We start from the raw sequence: 18,041 nt of genomic DNA, 5'->3' as shown, positions 1-18,041 counted from the left end.
GGTCGCGGACGCGGCCGACGCCGACTGGCAGCGCTTCCGTTCGCTCAATGATCTCGTCGCGCACGTGAGTAAACATCATGGTGCGATCGCGGGGGCCATCACCTACCGGCACGGTCGGCGGGTCGGTGGGCACATGTTCGAGGTGGAAGTCGACGACGACGAGCATCTGGTGGTGCACGAGTGGGTCGCGGGGAAGGAGGAGGTCTTCCGCGACGGCGAGGTGCGGGACTGGCTGCGCGAGCGCACCGAGCTGAATATCCTTGCGGTGCACGGCATCGTCGCTGATGCGGACGGCAATGCTGTGATCCCGTTCGTGGTACGCCAGCGGTTCGCGATAGAAGACGATGTGCCGGTCGCCGCACTCGCGGGTCTGCCGCGCGACGATCGTGCCCCGCCGGGCGATTCCGGCGCTCGGGACGCCAGGAACCGGGCGGACCTGGACGCGGAGTACGGCACAGCTGGCGATTCGCTGAGCAAGGCGCGCTTGGCGGAGCTCCAAGCGTTGGACGAGATCCTGCGGGACACCGATTCCGCAGCCATCGCGCGGAACATCGGACCTGTTCGGCTGCTGGACTACAACCGCGACGATCAGACCGGTAACCGGGGCCGGATCGTGCTCGAGTACGGCGACGCGGCCACCGCGGACATCGTGATCGGATACGTGGCCGAAACGGCGACCGACCTGTATCTGCTGTCGATAAAGGCCAAATCGCTCGCCGGGTACGTCGCCGAGCGGCAGTCGCGTGGCTCGGTGGCGGTCATCGCGGTGCTGCGCTACGACGACGACCTCGCTCCCGAGGGCCGGGCCGCGCACACGGTCGATCTCGTCGCCGCCGACGCGGAGGTGCTGACCCGGGAGCTGTCGCACGTGCGTGAGCTGCGTGCGTCGTCGAGTCGACCCGGGATAGAGATCGTCGGCAGCGGTGACGGTGTCGAGGTAGCGCGCACGGCGCACACCCGAATGGCCGACCTGGACGACGTGCGGGAACTGCCCTACGCGCAGTCGCTCGCCTTTGATCTGTCGGATTACCAGTCGCTTCCGGCGTCACAGCACCAGGGCGCCGATGCGCTGCCGAGTGATCTTCAGCAGGACATTCTCGCTGCCGAGATGACCGCCGAGCTGGCCGGCATCGAGGAACCCGGCCGCGTGGACGCCTGGATGCGTTGGCTCGCGGCGGCGGTGGACCAGCAGCAGGCCGTCGGAGCCACGGCGGACGTGGCGCGGCTGGAGGCACTGCTGGCATGCCTGAACAGAGCCGACCGGTTGGCGCGCGAACTGGAGCAGGACTGGGCTCCCGACTTCGAACTGAATGCTCGCCTGTTGGCGCTGCCGGTGCGAGAGGACGCGACCGCCAGGTCCTTCGTATCGATGGGAGTGGCTGCCCCCGAAGAGATCACAGTATTCGTCACCGCCACCCGGCCCACTCCGGAGGTCTTGCGCGCCGGGCTGCGCCGCGCCCATCGCGAACTCTTCGAGCAAGTGGGGCACGGGGACCTCGGGCCGCAGGCGGTGGCCCTCTGGCAGGGCACCGACCCGGAAAGGCTGGCCCAGGACCTGGCCAAGCTGGCCATGGCCCACTCCAGTGATGTGCGGATACGGCTCGTCACCGTCGCGGGTGACAGCGAGCTGGTACGCGCGGCGATGGCCGATGACCGGATGGCATCGCGCCGTGAGCAATTCGAGACCGAGGCGGTACCGCTGTCGGTCGACGACAATTTCCTCGACTTCGCGCTCGGTGATCGGGACCCCGGTGAGCTGGGGGAGTTGGCCGCCATCCGGGAGCAGGTGCTCGGTGCCGTTCCGGACTCCGGTGACGAACCGCCGCGACCGGCGTTGCCGCAGCTGCCGACAGATCCGAACGTGCGCGAGGATGCGGATGCGTTGTGGCATCAGCTGTTCGGCGTCGACACGGCGATCGCCGCCGACGCTTTCGAGACGAACTGGCGGACACTGAGCCAGGACCAGCGCTGGCTGCTGGTCGAGGGGGCACCCGCAAAGCTCGCCGAGCAGCCGGGGGCCCCGGCGCGCTGGCGCGACCGCGCCAACCGGATGCTGCTCGCGCAGCGACTCGAATTCCTGTGGAGTGCACAAGCGGCGGGCACAATCGCCGAGATTCCCGATGGATTAACGGAATTGGCACTGCTGGAGGATCGGTACCTGGCTGTGTCGTCCGCCGCCCTCCGCGCGACGACCTTGCCAGGCCATCCACCGGTGCACGTACTGTCGCTGGGCATAGCTATACCGGCGCTCGGCTTGGTGGGCGAGGGGCGTCCCCAGCGGATGATCGCCACGTTCAACGACGTGGACATCGCGAGCCGGATCAAGGTGACCGTGGCGGGTCGCCTCGGGGCGGTGCCGCTGGCGGACGGGATGGCGGCTGCGGCAGACGCGTTCGACCCGAGTGGGACACAGGCATCGGTCATGTATCTCGGTGCCCACGACCTGGCGTCGGCGGCGGGCATGGAGTTGGCTCGCGACCTGGCAAACATGATGGAGGTGCAACGCCACTACCGGCCTCCGGAACTCGGCATGGCCGTAATCGCGGTGGATGCGTTGCCCGCCGGTCAGGACATCGCCGACTCCGCGATGACCTTCGCGGCATTGTCGCTTGCCGATATCCGTATCGAGGCAGATCCTTCCGGCCTGGAAATCGGCGACGGTGCGGTCGAGTACGGGCTGCCGGACACCACCGACCTGACACAGGTGGACCAGCAGCTCGAGGGCGACACGGCAAACTGCACCACCTTCGTCTCCGCCTCCCAGCGCAGAACATGGCTGAACCTGCGCCTGCCCGTGGCACCGGACGCGGGCACCGACGGCCGGTCGGCCGACGAGCTCACCTACCTGCTGCAAGCCGGTTGGCACCCCGAGCCCTTTGGTAACGAGGTAGTCGGCGGGCTCACCGCGCACGACCGGATCGCCGCGATGCTGCTCGCTATGGGACCCGGAGCCACCGCCGTGGTGGTCGACGAAGACGCCCACTACGACCCGAATAGCCCCAACAAGGTCGGCTCGCACGCTTACGAGATGTACGTCGACGCCAACCGTGTTGTGCGAGTCCGGGATCGGCAGCAAGCCGCCCCGCAGGACCGCCACGTCATCCAGCGCCCCACCGCCACCCCGACCAACGACCCCTACGCTCCCTCCGAAGGCGTCCCCAAGGAAGGCGTCAAGGAAACCTTCGTCATCTTCCGTCACGCGGACGGCACCCCGACCGTCGCTTACGACCCGGACGCTGTGGGTGTCCCCAAGCCGAAAACCCGGATCGGGCTGGCCACAGATGCCGACGCTATCGAGGGCGACGGCACGCTGAACCCGGACCCTCGGGCGATTCCGTTGGTCGGCGACGGTGCGGCCGCAGCCCGATCGGCCACCACCCTGCCGTCCGGGGAACCGGACCCGTCGCGGAGGCCTGCCGGACCGCGCACCCATGTCGGGAACACCGACCGGATCGGCCGTCAGCAACTGGAGCGCGAGAACGAGGCCGCGCAACTGCTGGCGCAACTCGGCTATGACGTCGAGCAGAACCCGGATGTTCCCGGCCCCAAGAACCCGGACTACCGCATCGAGGGCCTGGTCTTCGATCATTACGCGCCGACGACGAGCAAGCTCGGCAACGTCATATACCGGGTGTGGGAGAAGGTGACCGAGGAGCAGGCCGACCGGATCATCGTCAACCTGTCCGACACGACGGTCACCGCGGATCAGATCCGCGACCGGTTGCGCCGCCGGCCGATCCGCGGCCTGCGTGAGCTGATCGTGATCGACCAGGAACACCATATTGTCCACATAGACCCGAAGTCGCCGCATGCAGGCTCCGACGGCGCACGTCCGGTAATGCCACCGCCGGCCGGGTGGGTGCCGCAGCAGTCGATCAGCACCACGGCCGCCGACGCCGCGATAGTCGCCAAGCCGCAACCCGATTCAGCCCAGGGGCACCTGGCAGGCGCCTGGCCGCTCAACTGCGGTCCGGTCGTGTTGCACTTCGGTCAGCAGCAGCTGGGTCATCGGGTGACCCCACCCGCTCTGGACGACCCACGAATCGCCGTCGCCGGTATGGGGTGGGGTGAATTCGCCGAAGCCGCGCACGCCGACTGGCGCGAAGGCGGATTCCGTTCGATCGATGAGATCGCCGAGCACGTGGAAGAACACGGCGGGTCGGTGTACGGCGCGGTGCAGTACGCCGGGCGAAAGCGGCGTGCCGTCGGCGGGCACGTTTTCCTGGTCTACAAGGCGGACGACGGCGAGGTGATGGTTTACGAGCAGGCCGACGGCCGGGTCGTCCACCGCGCCTTCAAGGATTGGGATCAGCCACAGCATGTGACGAGTGTCGACGGCGTCGTCAAGAACGCGGACGGCACGGCCGAAAACCCGCTGGCCGACGGCGGGAAGTCGGTCGTGGCCGCCAGCCCGGACTTCGGCAAGCGCGGGAACCTCGGCAACCGGTCACCCGCCGAGCTCGACGCGGCGAATCGGGAACGACTCGAGCGAGATCTGGCGCGGCTACAACTGGGCGGCCCACGATCGAGCCCCGAGGATGTCCAGCGCGAAGTCGAGCTGCGCGCGGCGCAAATCGCCCTCGACGCGCTGACGATTCATCTCGAAGACTTCGGTGTGACGACGCCGGTGTTCCTGCGGTCCTATAACGGGTCGACCGAGGACGGCGGCCGCGGGCGGATCGTGCTCCAGTTCGGTGATCCGGCCACCGCGGATACCGTGCTCGGCTACGTGGCCCACACCGCACACAACGATGCCGAGATCTTCGCGAGTGCTAGGTCGGTCGCCGATTTCCTTGCCGCCGAACAGCTGTGGCGCGGGCCGATGACGATGGTGGCGATCTTGCCCATCGACCACGACGATGCCGACCGCGGTCGGGCGCCACACGACGTCGACCTGGCCGGCCTCGACGGTGACGCGCTGGCCGCCCACCTGACCGCCGCGATCGGCGACGGGCAGCCGCAGATCGAGCTCGTCGGCCACGGCGACGGTGCCGGTGTGGTACGGGCGGCGCGGCCGCAGCTGGCCGGCGATGTCACCGTGGCAGACGCACCGCGCGGCGTGGACCAGGTGCCGCCCACGTTCGTGCTGTCGAGCTACGAATACGAGCTGGTCGAAACCGGTCCGACGGATTTGCTGCGGTTGGCGTTGGAGCGTCTCGGCGGTGCGCCGGATGCGGCCGCGACACTGTGGCAGGATCTGCAACCTCACGAACGTCAGGCGCTCGCGTACGAGGCCGCGGAGCTGGTCGCCGACACCGACGGCATCATGGACGCGGACCGCACCCATGCGGTGATGCGGGTCTTCGCCCGCGTGATGGGCGAGCGGCTCGACAGCCTCGACTGGGCGCAGGCGGCACGGCTGGGTGCTCTGCTTGCGGCGCTGAACCGGGCCGACCGGTTGACCGACCACTTCGACCCACCCCGGCCGATCCGGCCGCTCGCACTCCCGCTCGGCGAATCGGTCACGGAAGAACGATCTTTCGTGTCGATCGGCGATATGACCACTGCCGACGAGATCACCGTGTTCGTCACCGCGGGGGAGCCCACGGCGGACACACTGCGCACCGGCCTGCGCCATGCCAATCATCAGCTCGCTCTCCAGGAAGGATTTGGGCACAACAGCATCCTGCGCACCGCAGCGGTGTGGCAGGGAACCGATCCACAACGGTTGGCCCGCGACCTGGCCGCACTGATCGAGAACCTCAGGATGCGTGCGGGCCGGGGTGGCATCCCGGAGCCGCAGATCCGCATCGTCGGCGTGGACGACGCCGACAAAGCCCTGCTGCAAGCCGCGCTCGAGCACGACCGGTTCGCTGGATACCGTGGGGAATTCGATCAGGAGACCCACCGCGGGGTCGATGGATATGTGCGCCCGGAGACGCGACTACCCGCAGCTCCGCCTTCAGTTCCGGAACAATCACCCCGACACAGTGGCGGCCCGCAGGTTGGCGGCACGGCGAATGTGGTTGCGCGCCGACAGATTCTGCCGGACAGCTCGGTGGATCCCGCAGCGTTGCTGCGGTCCGACGCGGTCTGGGAACAGTATTTCGGCCCGATCGGCCGCCCCATCACGGCAAACAATGGGGCGACGGCGTGGCGAAAGGTGCCCTCGCACGACTGCTGGACCTTGATCGAAGGTCGGCCGGACCTGGTCGCCGATCAATCGGGTGTCCCGGCGCGGTGGCGTGACCGAGCCAACCGCAGGATGCTCGAGCGCGAACTGACCATGCTGGAGTCGATGACAGCGGTGAACGGCCGGCTCAACGTGTTCGACCGCGCCCGGTTGGTGTTGCTGCGGCAGCGGGTAGCGGAGTTGGTCGAAGCCGAGGAGCTGGCCGCCACTTTGCCGGGCCACCCACCGGTCCATGTGCTGACGCTCGGGCTGGCCGATACCGACCAGCGCCTGATGGTCGCGTTCGGCGACGTCGACACCGCCAGCCGCGTCACTGTGACGGTGGCAGGCCAGTACCTCAACGACTCGTTGACGGACGGTTTGCGTCACGCTGCGGGCAACTTCGACGAGAACGCCCGCGAGAGCGATTCTCAACACAAGCATGCGACGGTCGTGTACTTCGGCGTGGACGGCGCCGACACGGTGCCCGCGCAGACATTGCTCTACGACATCCAGGGCCTGTTGCAGACTCGTCAGTCGCTGACCATGTCCCTGCCGTGGGTCGAGGTCTTTACGCTGCCCGTGGCCGCCGACCTGGTCGATACCGCGAAGAGTCTCGCGCAGCGGCGGGTCCTGTTCACAGACGTCGACATCGACTGGGACGACTTCGAACCGGTGAACCGCGCCGACCTGGCCGCCTACCGAGTTCCGGACACCTCCTTCGAGGTACCGCTGATCGAAAACGCGCTGGAGGGCAATCCGGCGAACTGCACCACGAATGTGGCCTGGTCCCAACACAGTCGATGGCCGGACCGGGTTTCGGCACCGACGGATACCGCCGGTCTGCCCGGCCGCTCGGCCGACGAGTACCAGGACATCCTCCGCGCTGGCTGGCATCTAGGTGGTTTCCAGGCCGACCCGGATGGTGCTCGCACCGCACACGACAAGATCGCCGAGAAGCTGCTGGCCATGGGGCCGGGGGCGACCGCCGCGGTGACCGACGAGTACGCCGGATTCGATCCCGAGAACCCGAACAACGTGGGCTCGCACACCTACGAGATGTACGTCGACGACGACGGCATCACGGTGAAGGTCCGCGACTGGACCTGGGAAAACCCGGTGCAGCGCAACCCGATCCAGCGACCCGAACCCACCGGTATCACCTACGACCACGTCCGTGGTCAGCAGAAGGACGGTGTCGAGCGGACCTTTGCCATCCTCCGCTACGGTGACGGTCGTCCGGAGATCGAACACGTGGCAGGGGCCGGTGTCGTCGGGCGTGACAAGCCGGCTACTCGGATCGGCGCCCGACTCGACGACGATGTGGCCGCGTGGCTGGCCGTGGTGCGCGCGGGCGATGCTAGCGATCGGGCTCGTCGAGAACAGGCGCTGAGTGGTCTAGCGAGGACTTTCGGGCGGCAGATCTTCCCGCATGTGCTGGCCCGGCTCGGCGATACACAAGCCGCACCGTTGGCCCGCGCCGCCGTCGACGACGTGCTCGCCACTGCGGCACAGTACAACTGGAACCCGCCCGAAGGGCAGAACATCCACGACTGGCTGCTGGGTATTGCACCCACAGCGGTCGAGCGCAGGATCGCGGAACGAATTCGCGCGGCGGTCCTGGAGCGGGTGCGCGCCGACGAGCACGGCGATGATTCCGAGGCGGCCGACGCGGCACGGGTACGGGCCCATGCGGTGGCATCGGCGCGTCCCGTGGTGATCGCACGGACGCTGGACAACAATCTCAGCCCAAGGCATCGGGAGTGGCTGCGGCGGATGGTCGGGCTGGCCTTGCCACAGGAGGCAGCGGGACCGCTGGCCGCCAGGCTCGGGGCGGGCACCGCGCTGGAGGGTCTGAACCAGGCCGCGATGCATGCGTTGGCGGATGCCGTGATAGTGGCGACCCCGATCGCGCTGCATGATGTGCCGTCACCCGAAACTTCGGAATACGAGTTGCTGAACCTGTTGGTGGCCGAGCGTTTTCCTGCCGAGGTGGTGGAAGCCGTCGGCGGCGACCTCACTCGGCTGCGAGTTGCGGTCGCCGAGCTCGCCGGCCGCAATGCGGAATATTGCAATCTCCGATTCTTGCGCGGACTTTCCCCTGCGGCGGTCATGGACATGATGGGCCTCGCGGAATCAAACGAGTCCCAGGTATATGCACGTGTCACGGACTACCTGATGATTTCGCTGCTCGATGTGCCCGAGCCGCCGGTAGTCGACATCGAAGGCTGGCTGAGTCGGCTCCCAGAATCCGGGCCCGACTATGACCAGCGGGTGGCGGAAGTGATGGCGCGGCTCTCACCACAGCTCGAGCAGATCATTGCGGGCGACCTGACGGGACTGGCGCGAGCGATCGCACTTCTCCCACTGCGGCAGCAGACGATCTGCTATTCGATGATCCTGAACGGTGAGTCGTTGCTCGACGCGAGCCGGGCAATGATGCTGTCGCGCGACTCCGCCGATGCGGCGCGGCGTAATGCGATGGCGGCGCTGGTCGAGCTGCTCACCGAAGTTACATCTGATACAGCAGCGCCCGAGTCGGATGTGGACGAGGGTTCGACGGCAGACCGTTCGCAGGAGCCCGAGGCTCAGGGCAGCGAAATCGAGCAGGCCGCAAACGATTTCACGCTGGATTCACCGCCTACCGCCACAGATCTGGCGCGTATTTCTGGTATCCCGCTGAGCACGGTCATTCTCGTGCTGAACAAGAAGGCCGTCAGTCCATCGATCCACGGGCAAGTAGTCGCAACGGCGCAGCGGATCGGATTCGAGCTTTCCGAGGACGTCGCGCGTCCGCAGCAGCTGCCGCAGCCGGTTTCGGCGTACACGGTGGGGCGCCGCGCTCGAGTGTCATTTCGCGTCGTATTGCGGATGGCCAGTGGAGGATCGGTTCCCGACGCGGTTCGCGAGCGTGTGTCGGCCGCGATGCGGGAACTCGAATTCGAGTTCCGCAACGGTCAGCTGGTCTCGATTCATGAATTCGCGCCCACGTTCGAATGGATGACTCTGGCCGGGGTAGCCGGGGTGGCCAGGTCGACGCTGCGCACGATGCTCAACGGTGGCCGGACATCGGCGGAGACTCGGGAGAGGATCGTCGCTGCAGCGGTCACGCTCGGATTCGAGCTTCCGGCGGAGCTGCTGGTGGCACCGCCGCCGCCGCCACCATCGCCGCCCTCGCGGGCGCGGTTGGCTCGCGAGGCGGGTGTGACAACCATCGAGGTTGACCGTGTACTCAACAGCGATCGCGTCAAATACACCACGTGGCGCCGGGTCCTCGAGACGGCTGTACAGATAGGTTTCGAGCTTCCGAAAGCGGCACTGACGCCACCGATTTGGTGGAATACCGGCGAAATCGCGCGCACGGCTGAGGTATCCAAGCACAATGTTCGCCGCGTGCGCGATGGCCGGTGGGTGAGTCCGGAAACGCGCGTTCGGGTGATCGCGGCCATGCGCGTACTCGTCCCCGAACTCGTGGATCAGATTCCGGCTGCGCCACCGCAACCGCCGAAGCGGCGCAACAACAAAGCCGGTGTCGCGCGGGAGGCCGGAGTGTCCTACTCGACGGTCAATCGCGTGTTCGCGAACAAGGATGTGGACGGGCAGCTGTGGCACCGCGTATTGGCGACGGCAGACCGACTCGGTGTCCCGGTTCCCGCGGAGGTCCGGAACCGGTCTGTGCCGTTGCGCACCGTCACGCTCTCCCAGGTTGCGCGGGAAGCGCGGGTGGGCGTCAGCGTCGCGCATCGGGCGTTCAACGGTGGGCGGGTGCTGCCCGAGACGATGAGGTCGGTCCTAATGGCGGCTACCGTGCTCGGGTACCCGTTGACACCAGAAGCGCTGGTCAAAATTTCACTGCCACAACCGTTCGTGGCGGATCTGGCCCAAGCGGCAGGGGTACCGCAGGAGGCGGTGCGTCGGGTGTTCGCTGGCGGGGACGTGGATCTGACGAGCTGGAAGCGAGTACGTGATGTAACCACGCGGCTCGGGTTGCTGCCAAGGCCGTCGTCGTTTGTCGATGTCGCCCGGCTGGCCGGGGTGGAAACGAAGACGGTTCGCCATGCCTTCGCGGGCAAACCGGTGTTTCCGGTCAGAATGCGGCTGGTGGTTGCTGCCGCCTTCCGGGCCGGATTGCCGATGACCGCGAGCGTCTTGTCACAGCTTCGCTTGCCTGATCTCTTTGTGGCGGACCTGGCGGTGGAGGTCGGGGTATCCGACGACATCGTGCGCCGGGTGTTCGCGGGTCAAGAGGTGAACGAGTCCCTGCGGCATTGGGTGTTGGGAGCCGCGCGGATGGCCGATCGTCCGAATATTTCGGAATCCGTTATCCGACAAGAACTTTCCAACCGTCTGCGGTACTCGTCGGTGACCCGGGCAGCGGGGCTGACGGGTGAAGCGGCGCGCAATGTGTTCCAAGGCGTCCCAGCGACCGCGGATCGGACGCGAGTCGTACTTTCCGCCGCGATCGGGCTGGGCTTCCCGCTGTCTCCGGAGGTGCTGTCCCGGATATATCTGAGCGACGATTTCGTCGTGGTGCTGGCCGAAGCGGCGGACATGTCCGGCGCGATGGTGCGCGAGACGTTCGCCGCTCGGGAGGTGGATGTTAATTACGTGCGGTTGCGGCAACGGTTGTTGACTGCGGTGACCGAACTGCCGGTGATTCCGGATCGGCCTTCTTACGCGCGGATCGCCGACCTGGCCGGAGTGGGCATGACGACGGTGATCAATGTCTTCAACGGTCATCGTGTGGGTCCAGATCGGTTGCGGAAGGTGCTGGCCGCCGCGATCGGGCTCGAATTCGCGCTGCCTCCGGAAATGCTGTCTCGGATATATCTGAGCGACGAGTTCGTTGCGGTGCTGGCCGAAGCGGCAGGCGTGGACGGTGCGGTGGTACGTGAGGTGTTTGCGGGTCGGGACGAAGATGTTCGATACGTGCGGTTGCGGCAGCGGTTGTTGACCGCGGTAGCCGAGCTCCCGGTGATTCCCGATCGGCCTGCCGCCGCGCAGATGGCGGATGCCGCAGCCGGGGCGAGTATATCGACGGCTCCCGAACGGCCTTCCTACGCACGGATCGCTGATCTGGCCGACGTGAATGCGGCGATAGTCGCCAATGTCTTCAACGGTCGTCAGGTGAGTGCGGATCGGTTGCGGGCAGTGCTGGCCGCCGCGATCGGGCTCGAGTTCCCGCTGGCTCCTGAGGTGTTGGCTCGGATATATCTGAGCGACGAGTTCGTTGCGGTGCTGGCCGAAGCGGCGGGTGTGTCCGGTGCGGTGGTGCGCGCGGTGTTTGCAGCCCAGGATGCGGATGTGCCGTTGCGGCAGCGGTTGTTGACTGCGGTCGCCGATCTGCCGGCGATTACGGATAGGCCTTCCTTTACACGGATCGCCGACCTGGCCGGGGTGAGCGTGTCGACGGTAGCCAATGTATTCAAGGGGCGCGAGGTAGGTGCGGATCGGTTGCGGGCGGTGCTGGCAGCCGCGATCAGCCTTGATTTCCCGATCTCTCGGGATGTCCTGTCCAGTATTCGCTTGCCGGAGCAGTTTGTCGCCGACCTCGCGATGGAGCTGGAATGGACCCAGAATGCGGTCCGCGCCGTGTTCTCGGGTGACCGGGCCGACGAGCAATCGCAGCAACAGGTGCTCGACGCTGTCGCTCGTCTCACGGAGGCCGCCGAAGCCGATTCGGCTCCGGTCTACCGTGACTTGGACCTTCCGCCGGCACAGCCGGTCGATGTCGAGCAGGTGTGGGCGTTGCGTGCGGAACTCGCCGCTTTGCTGGAGATGGATCCGGCGGACGTGACCCGCCGCTGGGTATGGCAGCGGCTGAATACCCCGAACACCGACGAACAGGGTTTGCCGAGTTTGTCGGAGGCCGGGAACCTGGTCGAGGTTGCGCGGTGCTTCCTCGCCGTCACGAACGAGCAGGTAAACAGGAAGCCGACCCAACTCGATATCGCACACCTGTCCGGCGTGGACAAGGCGACCGTGTCCAGGGTGCTGCGCCGTCGCAGTCCGGTCTACACCGAAACGGAACAACGGGTGCTGGCCACGGCTGCGCGGGTCGGCGTCCGCATTCCTGATGGTCTACAGCCCGCCGTCGACCCGGAGTTCTGGAGCACCAGGTTCATAGCGCCCAGGTTTGTCGATGGAGAGTTCGTCCCTGGACGATTCCGCGAGCAGCCCACCCAAGATGATGTGGCCGACGCCGCGAATTTGGCGGGCGGCAAGCGGGTAGTCAGCGAGGTGCTGAGAGGGGCGGCTTCACCCGATGCCGATACCGCGCGCCGGGTCTACGCCGCCGCTGATCGGATCGGCTACTGGTACTCGCCGTATCGCGGGAATGTCGACGTCGAGTCGCGAGCGACGTCGTTGGGTGAACGGCCTGCCGTGATGCGGCGTCGCTCCGAGGAATCAGCGGCCGATGCGGCCGTCGATGGTGTGGTCGTGTACGAGTCGCCAGACTTCGCCCGCGCAGCGACTGCCGCGGAGTTGGTCGAGGCATCGACAGGGAATGCGGACTCGACCAACGGGCGCGGTGTCCAGGGAATCATTCCCGCAGTGCCGCCGTCGCACTTGCCCGCTGAGGTCGGTGTCGCCGCCATGGGCGGGCGGCCCGCGGTGGGGACTACTTCCGATGCCGACGCCGCCACGGCCGACTACGACTACTTCGACAACCACCCGGTGGAGAACAACTGTGCCGCAAAGGTGCAGGGCGTGGTGGAGATCTGGGCCGATCCGGAGCATGCCGCCCTGATGGCACCGGCGTCGCCGAACAATCCGGAAATCGTGGACAACGGGATGTCGGGTACCCGGTTCCTACAAGGGTTGGCCGCGGACTGGCTGCCGGAGTCGCTGCTGTCGGGGCGGGTGGGTCTGACCGACATGATCGCTCGGGTCCGTGCTCGCGATGGTGACGTGGGTGCGTTGGCGTTGGCGATGGAAAGCAGCCACGACCTGGGGCATGCGGTCCTGGTGGTCGAGGTGAACGACGCGCTGGTCGCCAGGTATTCGCAGCTCCAGGCCTACCTCGGCCAGGTGGTGGTGTTCGACAACGCCTACCCCGGTGCGGACGAACACGGCTGGGTCGTCGGGCAAGAGGCGGTGGACCAGTGGGCCCACGACGTCGGCGCCGGCGTGGAACACCTGTATGCGGCCGCGTTCGGTAAGAACGGCACGGCGCTACAGCAGCTGGCGAAGGGCCAGGTTCCCCAGCAGCGTGGTCCGGTCAAGGACCTGGGAGCACTGCCCAGGCGGATGCGTCTGTGGCTCGACCGCAACAAGTATGAAAGGCCGCTGGCGGCACCCTATATCCACGGCTTGTTCAGGGAGGGTGGCCGGCAGAAGATCGTGCGCACCACACTGGCCTCCCTGCGAAGGATGTCGAATCTGCTACAGGGAGCGGATCATTGGCGGTTCGAGGCGGCACAGAAGTACCAGGATGCCGTGGCGAAGCTGGGTCTGGACGCGACTCGTCCGGTTGCCGACCATGTCGTCGCGGTAGGTGATCCGGACGCGGCCCGCGGTAAACGGCGGCGCGCGCACATCGAAGCGGTACATCGCTATCACTACCTGCAGCAGGCCCACACCTGGCTGGATGCGGTCAGTGCCGAGCTGCACGAGGCGCTGCTGGCGCGGACGCACTGGGCGAGCAAACTGGACAAGGGAATCCAGGCGCTGGGCATCCACACCACCGGCGATGACACGTTGGCGCATCAGCTCACGGACGGAATTCAGAACTGGGATTCCACGCAACGGCAGGACAAATCCGCCGAGCTGGCGGAACTGGATCGGTTCGCCGAAAACCTACGGCTCGCCGACGACAACGTGTATCGGCTCGGTTCGGCACTGGAAGAGAGCCTGGTCGAACTCGGCGAGCCGACATTGTACGAGTGGGAAGCGGCCGAAGAGCCGAACATTGCCGCGGTGGTGCGCGTGGTCAAGAGTTTGTATGGACCCGCCGGAGTGGAATCGGCCGAGCAGAGGCTGCCACGCAGTGATGAGGATTCCCTTCTGCAGGCCCGGTTGCGTGGTCGCTTGATGCTGCTGCCGGGCAGCGACGAGATGATTGCGCTGCTGAAGGCGCTACCCTCGGGTGCTTCGATGGCCGTGGTGGAGAAGGGCTACTTCGTCAATCGTCGATACACGCTCGTCAACTATTCGGGCACCATCGTCAAAATCGCGCTCGCCGATGAGATCGTCGAAGAATTCGTCCCGGATCCCAAGGGCGCGCCCTATTACGGCATCGTCGTGCGCGACGACGGCACCGCGATGCGCCCGGTGAGTCCGGATGAGCACATGCCACCCGCGTGGGAACCCACCGGATCTGCCGAACGCGCCTCTCAGGTGCTCCGACTGCACGCCGCGCATGTCGAACGCGGTCACGAATGGCGGCGGGCCCGGCAATTGGCAACCACGCTGGGGGTGCCGCACGCGCAGTTGCTCCCGGAGCATCGCGATGAGGTCCTTGCCCGGCTGGCGGTACTGGCCGACGAGCCGGAACCGAATGGACGGTGGGCGCGGGAACTCGGCGAGGTGCTGCGCAGACACGAGCAGATCTCGGGGGATCTGGCCGAGCTGCACCAGTTGGACCGGGCCTGGTGGCAGGCGATGTTGGTGCACTCCATCGTGCAGGCGCGGGTGGAGGCGGCAACCTCGGCGCTGGATTCCTTGGGCCATACGACCAACGGCGAGCTGTGGGGAGCGCTCGAGGAGGCGAGCGCGGATCTAGCACGTGCCGAGCACGCGCTGGAAGCGGGGTTGTCGGCTCGCCGACCGGCCCTCGATCAGGGCGATCTGGCGGAATCGGTCCAGACCGCCGGTCGGCTCTTGACGATCATGGCGTTGTCGGCACTGACCGGTAACCCGGACATCGAACCGATAGAACGCGACACCGCGCTGCTCGGTACGTCCAACGTCGAGATGATGGCGGCATCGGGGGCACGGCCCGAGGTGTTCACCGATTTCCAGGCGTTGGAGCAGGCGATTCCCGATGGTGGTATCGCCGAGGTGACGGAGGTCTACGCTCCCGACGGGAGTGCCCATGGTTACCTGGTGATCTCCGTGGCCGGCAGGCAGCTCGTGATCAACTCTGCGGGCATACAGGTGGACGACTTCCCGCCGACACCGCACCGCCCGGTGGGTTCGGTCTACGGCAGCATCCACACTGCGCAGGGTGTACCGCGGCTACCACTGTCCGAGCGAGGTCGTGCTCGACTGCGTGAACTGTCCCGGCAGCTGAGCGAATTGGTAACAGCTGCCCCGATCGGGGCAGCGCGCGAAGCGTTCATGAGTGCGGTCGAAAAGGGCGAACGGTGGCAGCGCATTTCCGATGAATTCTCGAAAGTGCTTTCAGCGGAATCTGATTCGGGAACCATTGCTGCCCAGCGACAGTCGGATGCCGCAGATCCGTTGATTCCGAAGGTGCTGGAACGGGTGCGCCAGTTGCTGGCCGACCTGCCCGCAGCGCTGCCGACAGCTGAGTCCGCCACTGCCTCCACTCCTGGCGCCGAGGCGCTGACCCGGATCGGGCGCCGAAACGGGCCGGACATGCCACAGCGAAAGATCGCGGCCCGAGCCGCGGCGGCTCAGTCCACTCTTGTCCGCGTTATCAGCGGTGAACTGTCGGCCGGCACCGATGCCGGCCGTAGGGTGCTGGCTGCGCTGGCGGAGCTCGGTGCGCGCTCCCGGCAGCCCGAGACCCGGCTTACCACCGCACAGGCGCGGGAATTGGTAGACCAGGCGCCGCGAAAGCTGCTGGCGGAGCTTGCCGAAGGCCTGGATACGCCGGCCGAGAAGGAATTCGGCGCGCTGTACTTCGGTGATGAGCAGATCGTCGACCGCCAGGAACTCGCGCGGCGGATGGGTAAGTCTCCGAAGTCCATCAGCGGTCTGCGGGAGCGTGTGATTGCCAAGCTGGGCAAGATGCTTGCCGAGCGAGCGCAGCAGCACACCGACGGGACGGTTCCGGATGTGCCGCTGGTCGCGCACGCGGTATCGCATCGGGTGGAAGGCAGCGCGAACAACTGCTTCTCGGACGCGGGAGACGTTGCGCTGGTCGAGGTGGGTCGCCTGCGGCGGGCCGCAGGCGACCAATCCCCGGTGCCCGGCGATCCGCATCTGACCCGCGATGTCGGCGTGCAAGGTGTGTGGGGTGCGGACGGGGCAACGAACCTGCGCGCCGACTGGCATGAGGGAGGGTTCCCGGACACCGAAGCGATCCGGGATCATCTGCTGGCCAACGGTGGCGTGGTGATCGGGGTGCTGGCCTTCGATGGTGTCCAGCGTCGCGGCGTGGTCGGCGCGCACGCGGTGACCTTCACAGTGGTCGGCGGCGTGGTCATGGTGCACGAGGCCGGTGAGGTGACGGCGTACGACACATGGCGGCGGACGCAGCCGCAGGACGTGGTCGGCGTGTACGGGATCGTCTACGACCGCAACGGTATTGCCGAACACGAACTCGCCGAGGGCGAGCCGTCGCGGCGCGTCGCGGGCCAGGACTTCCCGATCGCCGACATCGGCGCCCGGACGGACGGCGCCCGTTCGCCGCCACCGCGGCCCGTCCTGCCACCCGACCCGGGTGTCACCGAGCGGGAGCGGGACACAGCGGAGAAAGCCCTGGCCGAGATCACGGCCGCGGCAGATGCGGCGGTCGCACGGGCATTGGCGGGCGAACTCGCCGGGAGGGAGTACGTCGATGCGCTGAACGTCGCGGAGCGGATACGGCAGGACTTTGTCGATGCCGCCTGGCGTGCGCTGCAACAAGAGAAGCCGGAAACGCTGCTGGCGATCGTGCACGCGAGACCGGATGTGCTGGCGCACAACAAGGCCATCGCGCCCGAGCTGCGGGATTCGGCCAACCGGTTGCTGCTCGGCCGGGAACGCGCGCGGATGCTGGCTGCCGAGCGCACTTCGGAAAACGAAAGCTGGCTGCGGACACTCGACGCGTGGGTGGACCGGTTGACCGTTGCGCAGCGGTGGGCCACGCATCTGCCCGGGCACCCGGAGGTGCACCTGCTGTCGCTCGGTCGGGATGGTTACCCGATGCTCGCCGTCGGCCGGGTCGATACCGCGGCCGAGCTGAGGATTCACGTACTGGACCGGAGTGAGGACCCTGACATCGGTCCGGATTCGGGCTTGTCGGTGTTGATGAGCGACCTGCTGTCGGCGCCGGTCGACCGGTCGACGGCGGCGGTATTCCGATTCGGGTCGGATACTCCTGCGTTGGCGCGGGATGTCGCCGACCTGATCAGCATTCGGCCGGAACCGGGGGCTACCGCCGATGGTCTGGAGCCCGACATCGTGCTGGTCTCCCATATCGGTTCCGATCCGGTCGGCGTGCTGGCCGACGACCAGCTGCACGACATGGTGCGCCGGATTGCGATCCGGCAACACGACGACACCGATCCGGTTGTGCCGGAGCGGGCCGATCCCGAGGAACTCCTGCGGGACGCGCTGCGCTGGGCCGAGATGACCCGGGTGACCGATATGCTGCCGGGTGATTGGGCCCCGGGCACCGAGGTCGCAAAGGCCCGGTGGCTGGGCGAGCGGAATGCCACGGCGTGGGCCCAGTGGCCGCCTTACATACGCGATCTGCTGATGCAGCGTCACCCGGCGGTGTTGGGTCGGGCCCTCGGGCTGCCGCCATCGGTTCGCGATCAGGCGAATCGAAACGTACTGGAGCAGTCGGGTGTTGAGCACGACACGGCCCAGATGCTGGTGGCATACGCCGATCTGAAGGCGCAGGAGTTCGGTTACTCGGCGGCGACGCTGCTGTTGTTCGAGGAGGTGCGCGACGCCGCAGGCGGCAGGCTGCGGATGGAGTTCCTGCTCGGCCGAATGGACGCGCAGAACATCCTCTGGTGCGAAACCGATATGGCGACAGAGCTATTCGAGCACTATTCGTCGCTGGACGGAGCCATCGAGCTGCTCCAGG

Annotated in this window: 1 protein-coding gene (only partly in view); it reads left to right on the top strand. The window is 66.8% G+C overall.

All 18,041 nt of this window come from inside a single coding sequence — locus AB0M74_RS09060, sigma-70 family RNA polymerase sigma factor (RefSeq protein ID WP_364903733.1), on the top strand. Of the gene's 102,903 coding nucleotides, 31,076 precede the window and 53,786 follow it; the stretch shown corresponds to coding positions 31,077–49,117, spanning codon 10,359 (partial) through codon 16,373 (partial); the first codon wholly inside the window starts at position 2. Both the start codon and the stop codon lie outside the window.

The sequence above is a fragment of the Nocardia sp. NPDC051463 genome, assembly GCF_040681975.1.
Taxonomy (GTDB): Bacteria; Actinomycetota; Actinomycetes; order Mycobacteriales; family Mycobacteriaceae; genus Nocardia.
Note: the sequence above shows the minus strand (reverse complement) of the source record. Positions and strands in the feature narration are given on the sequence as shown.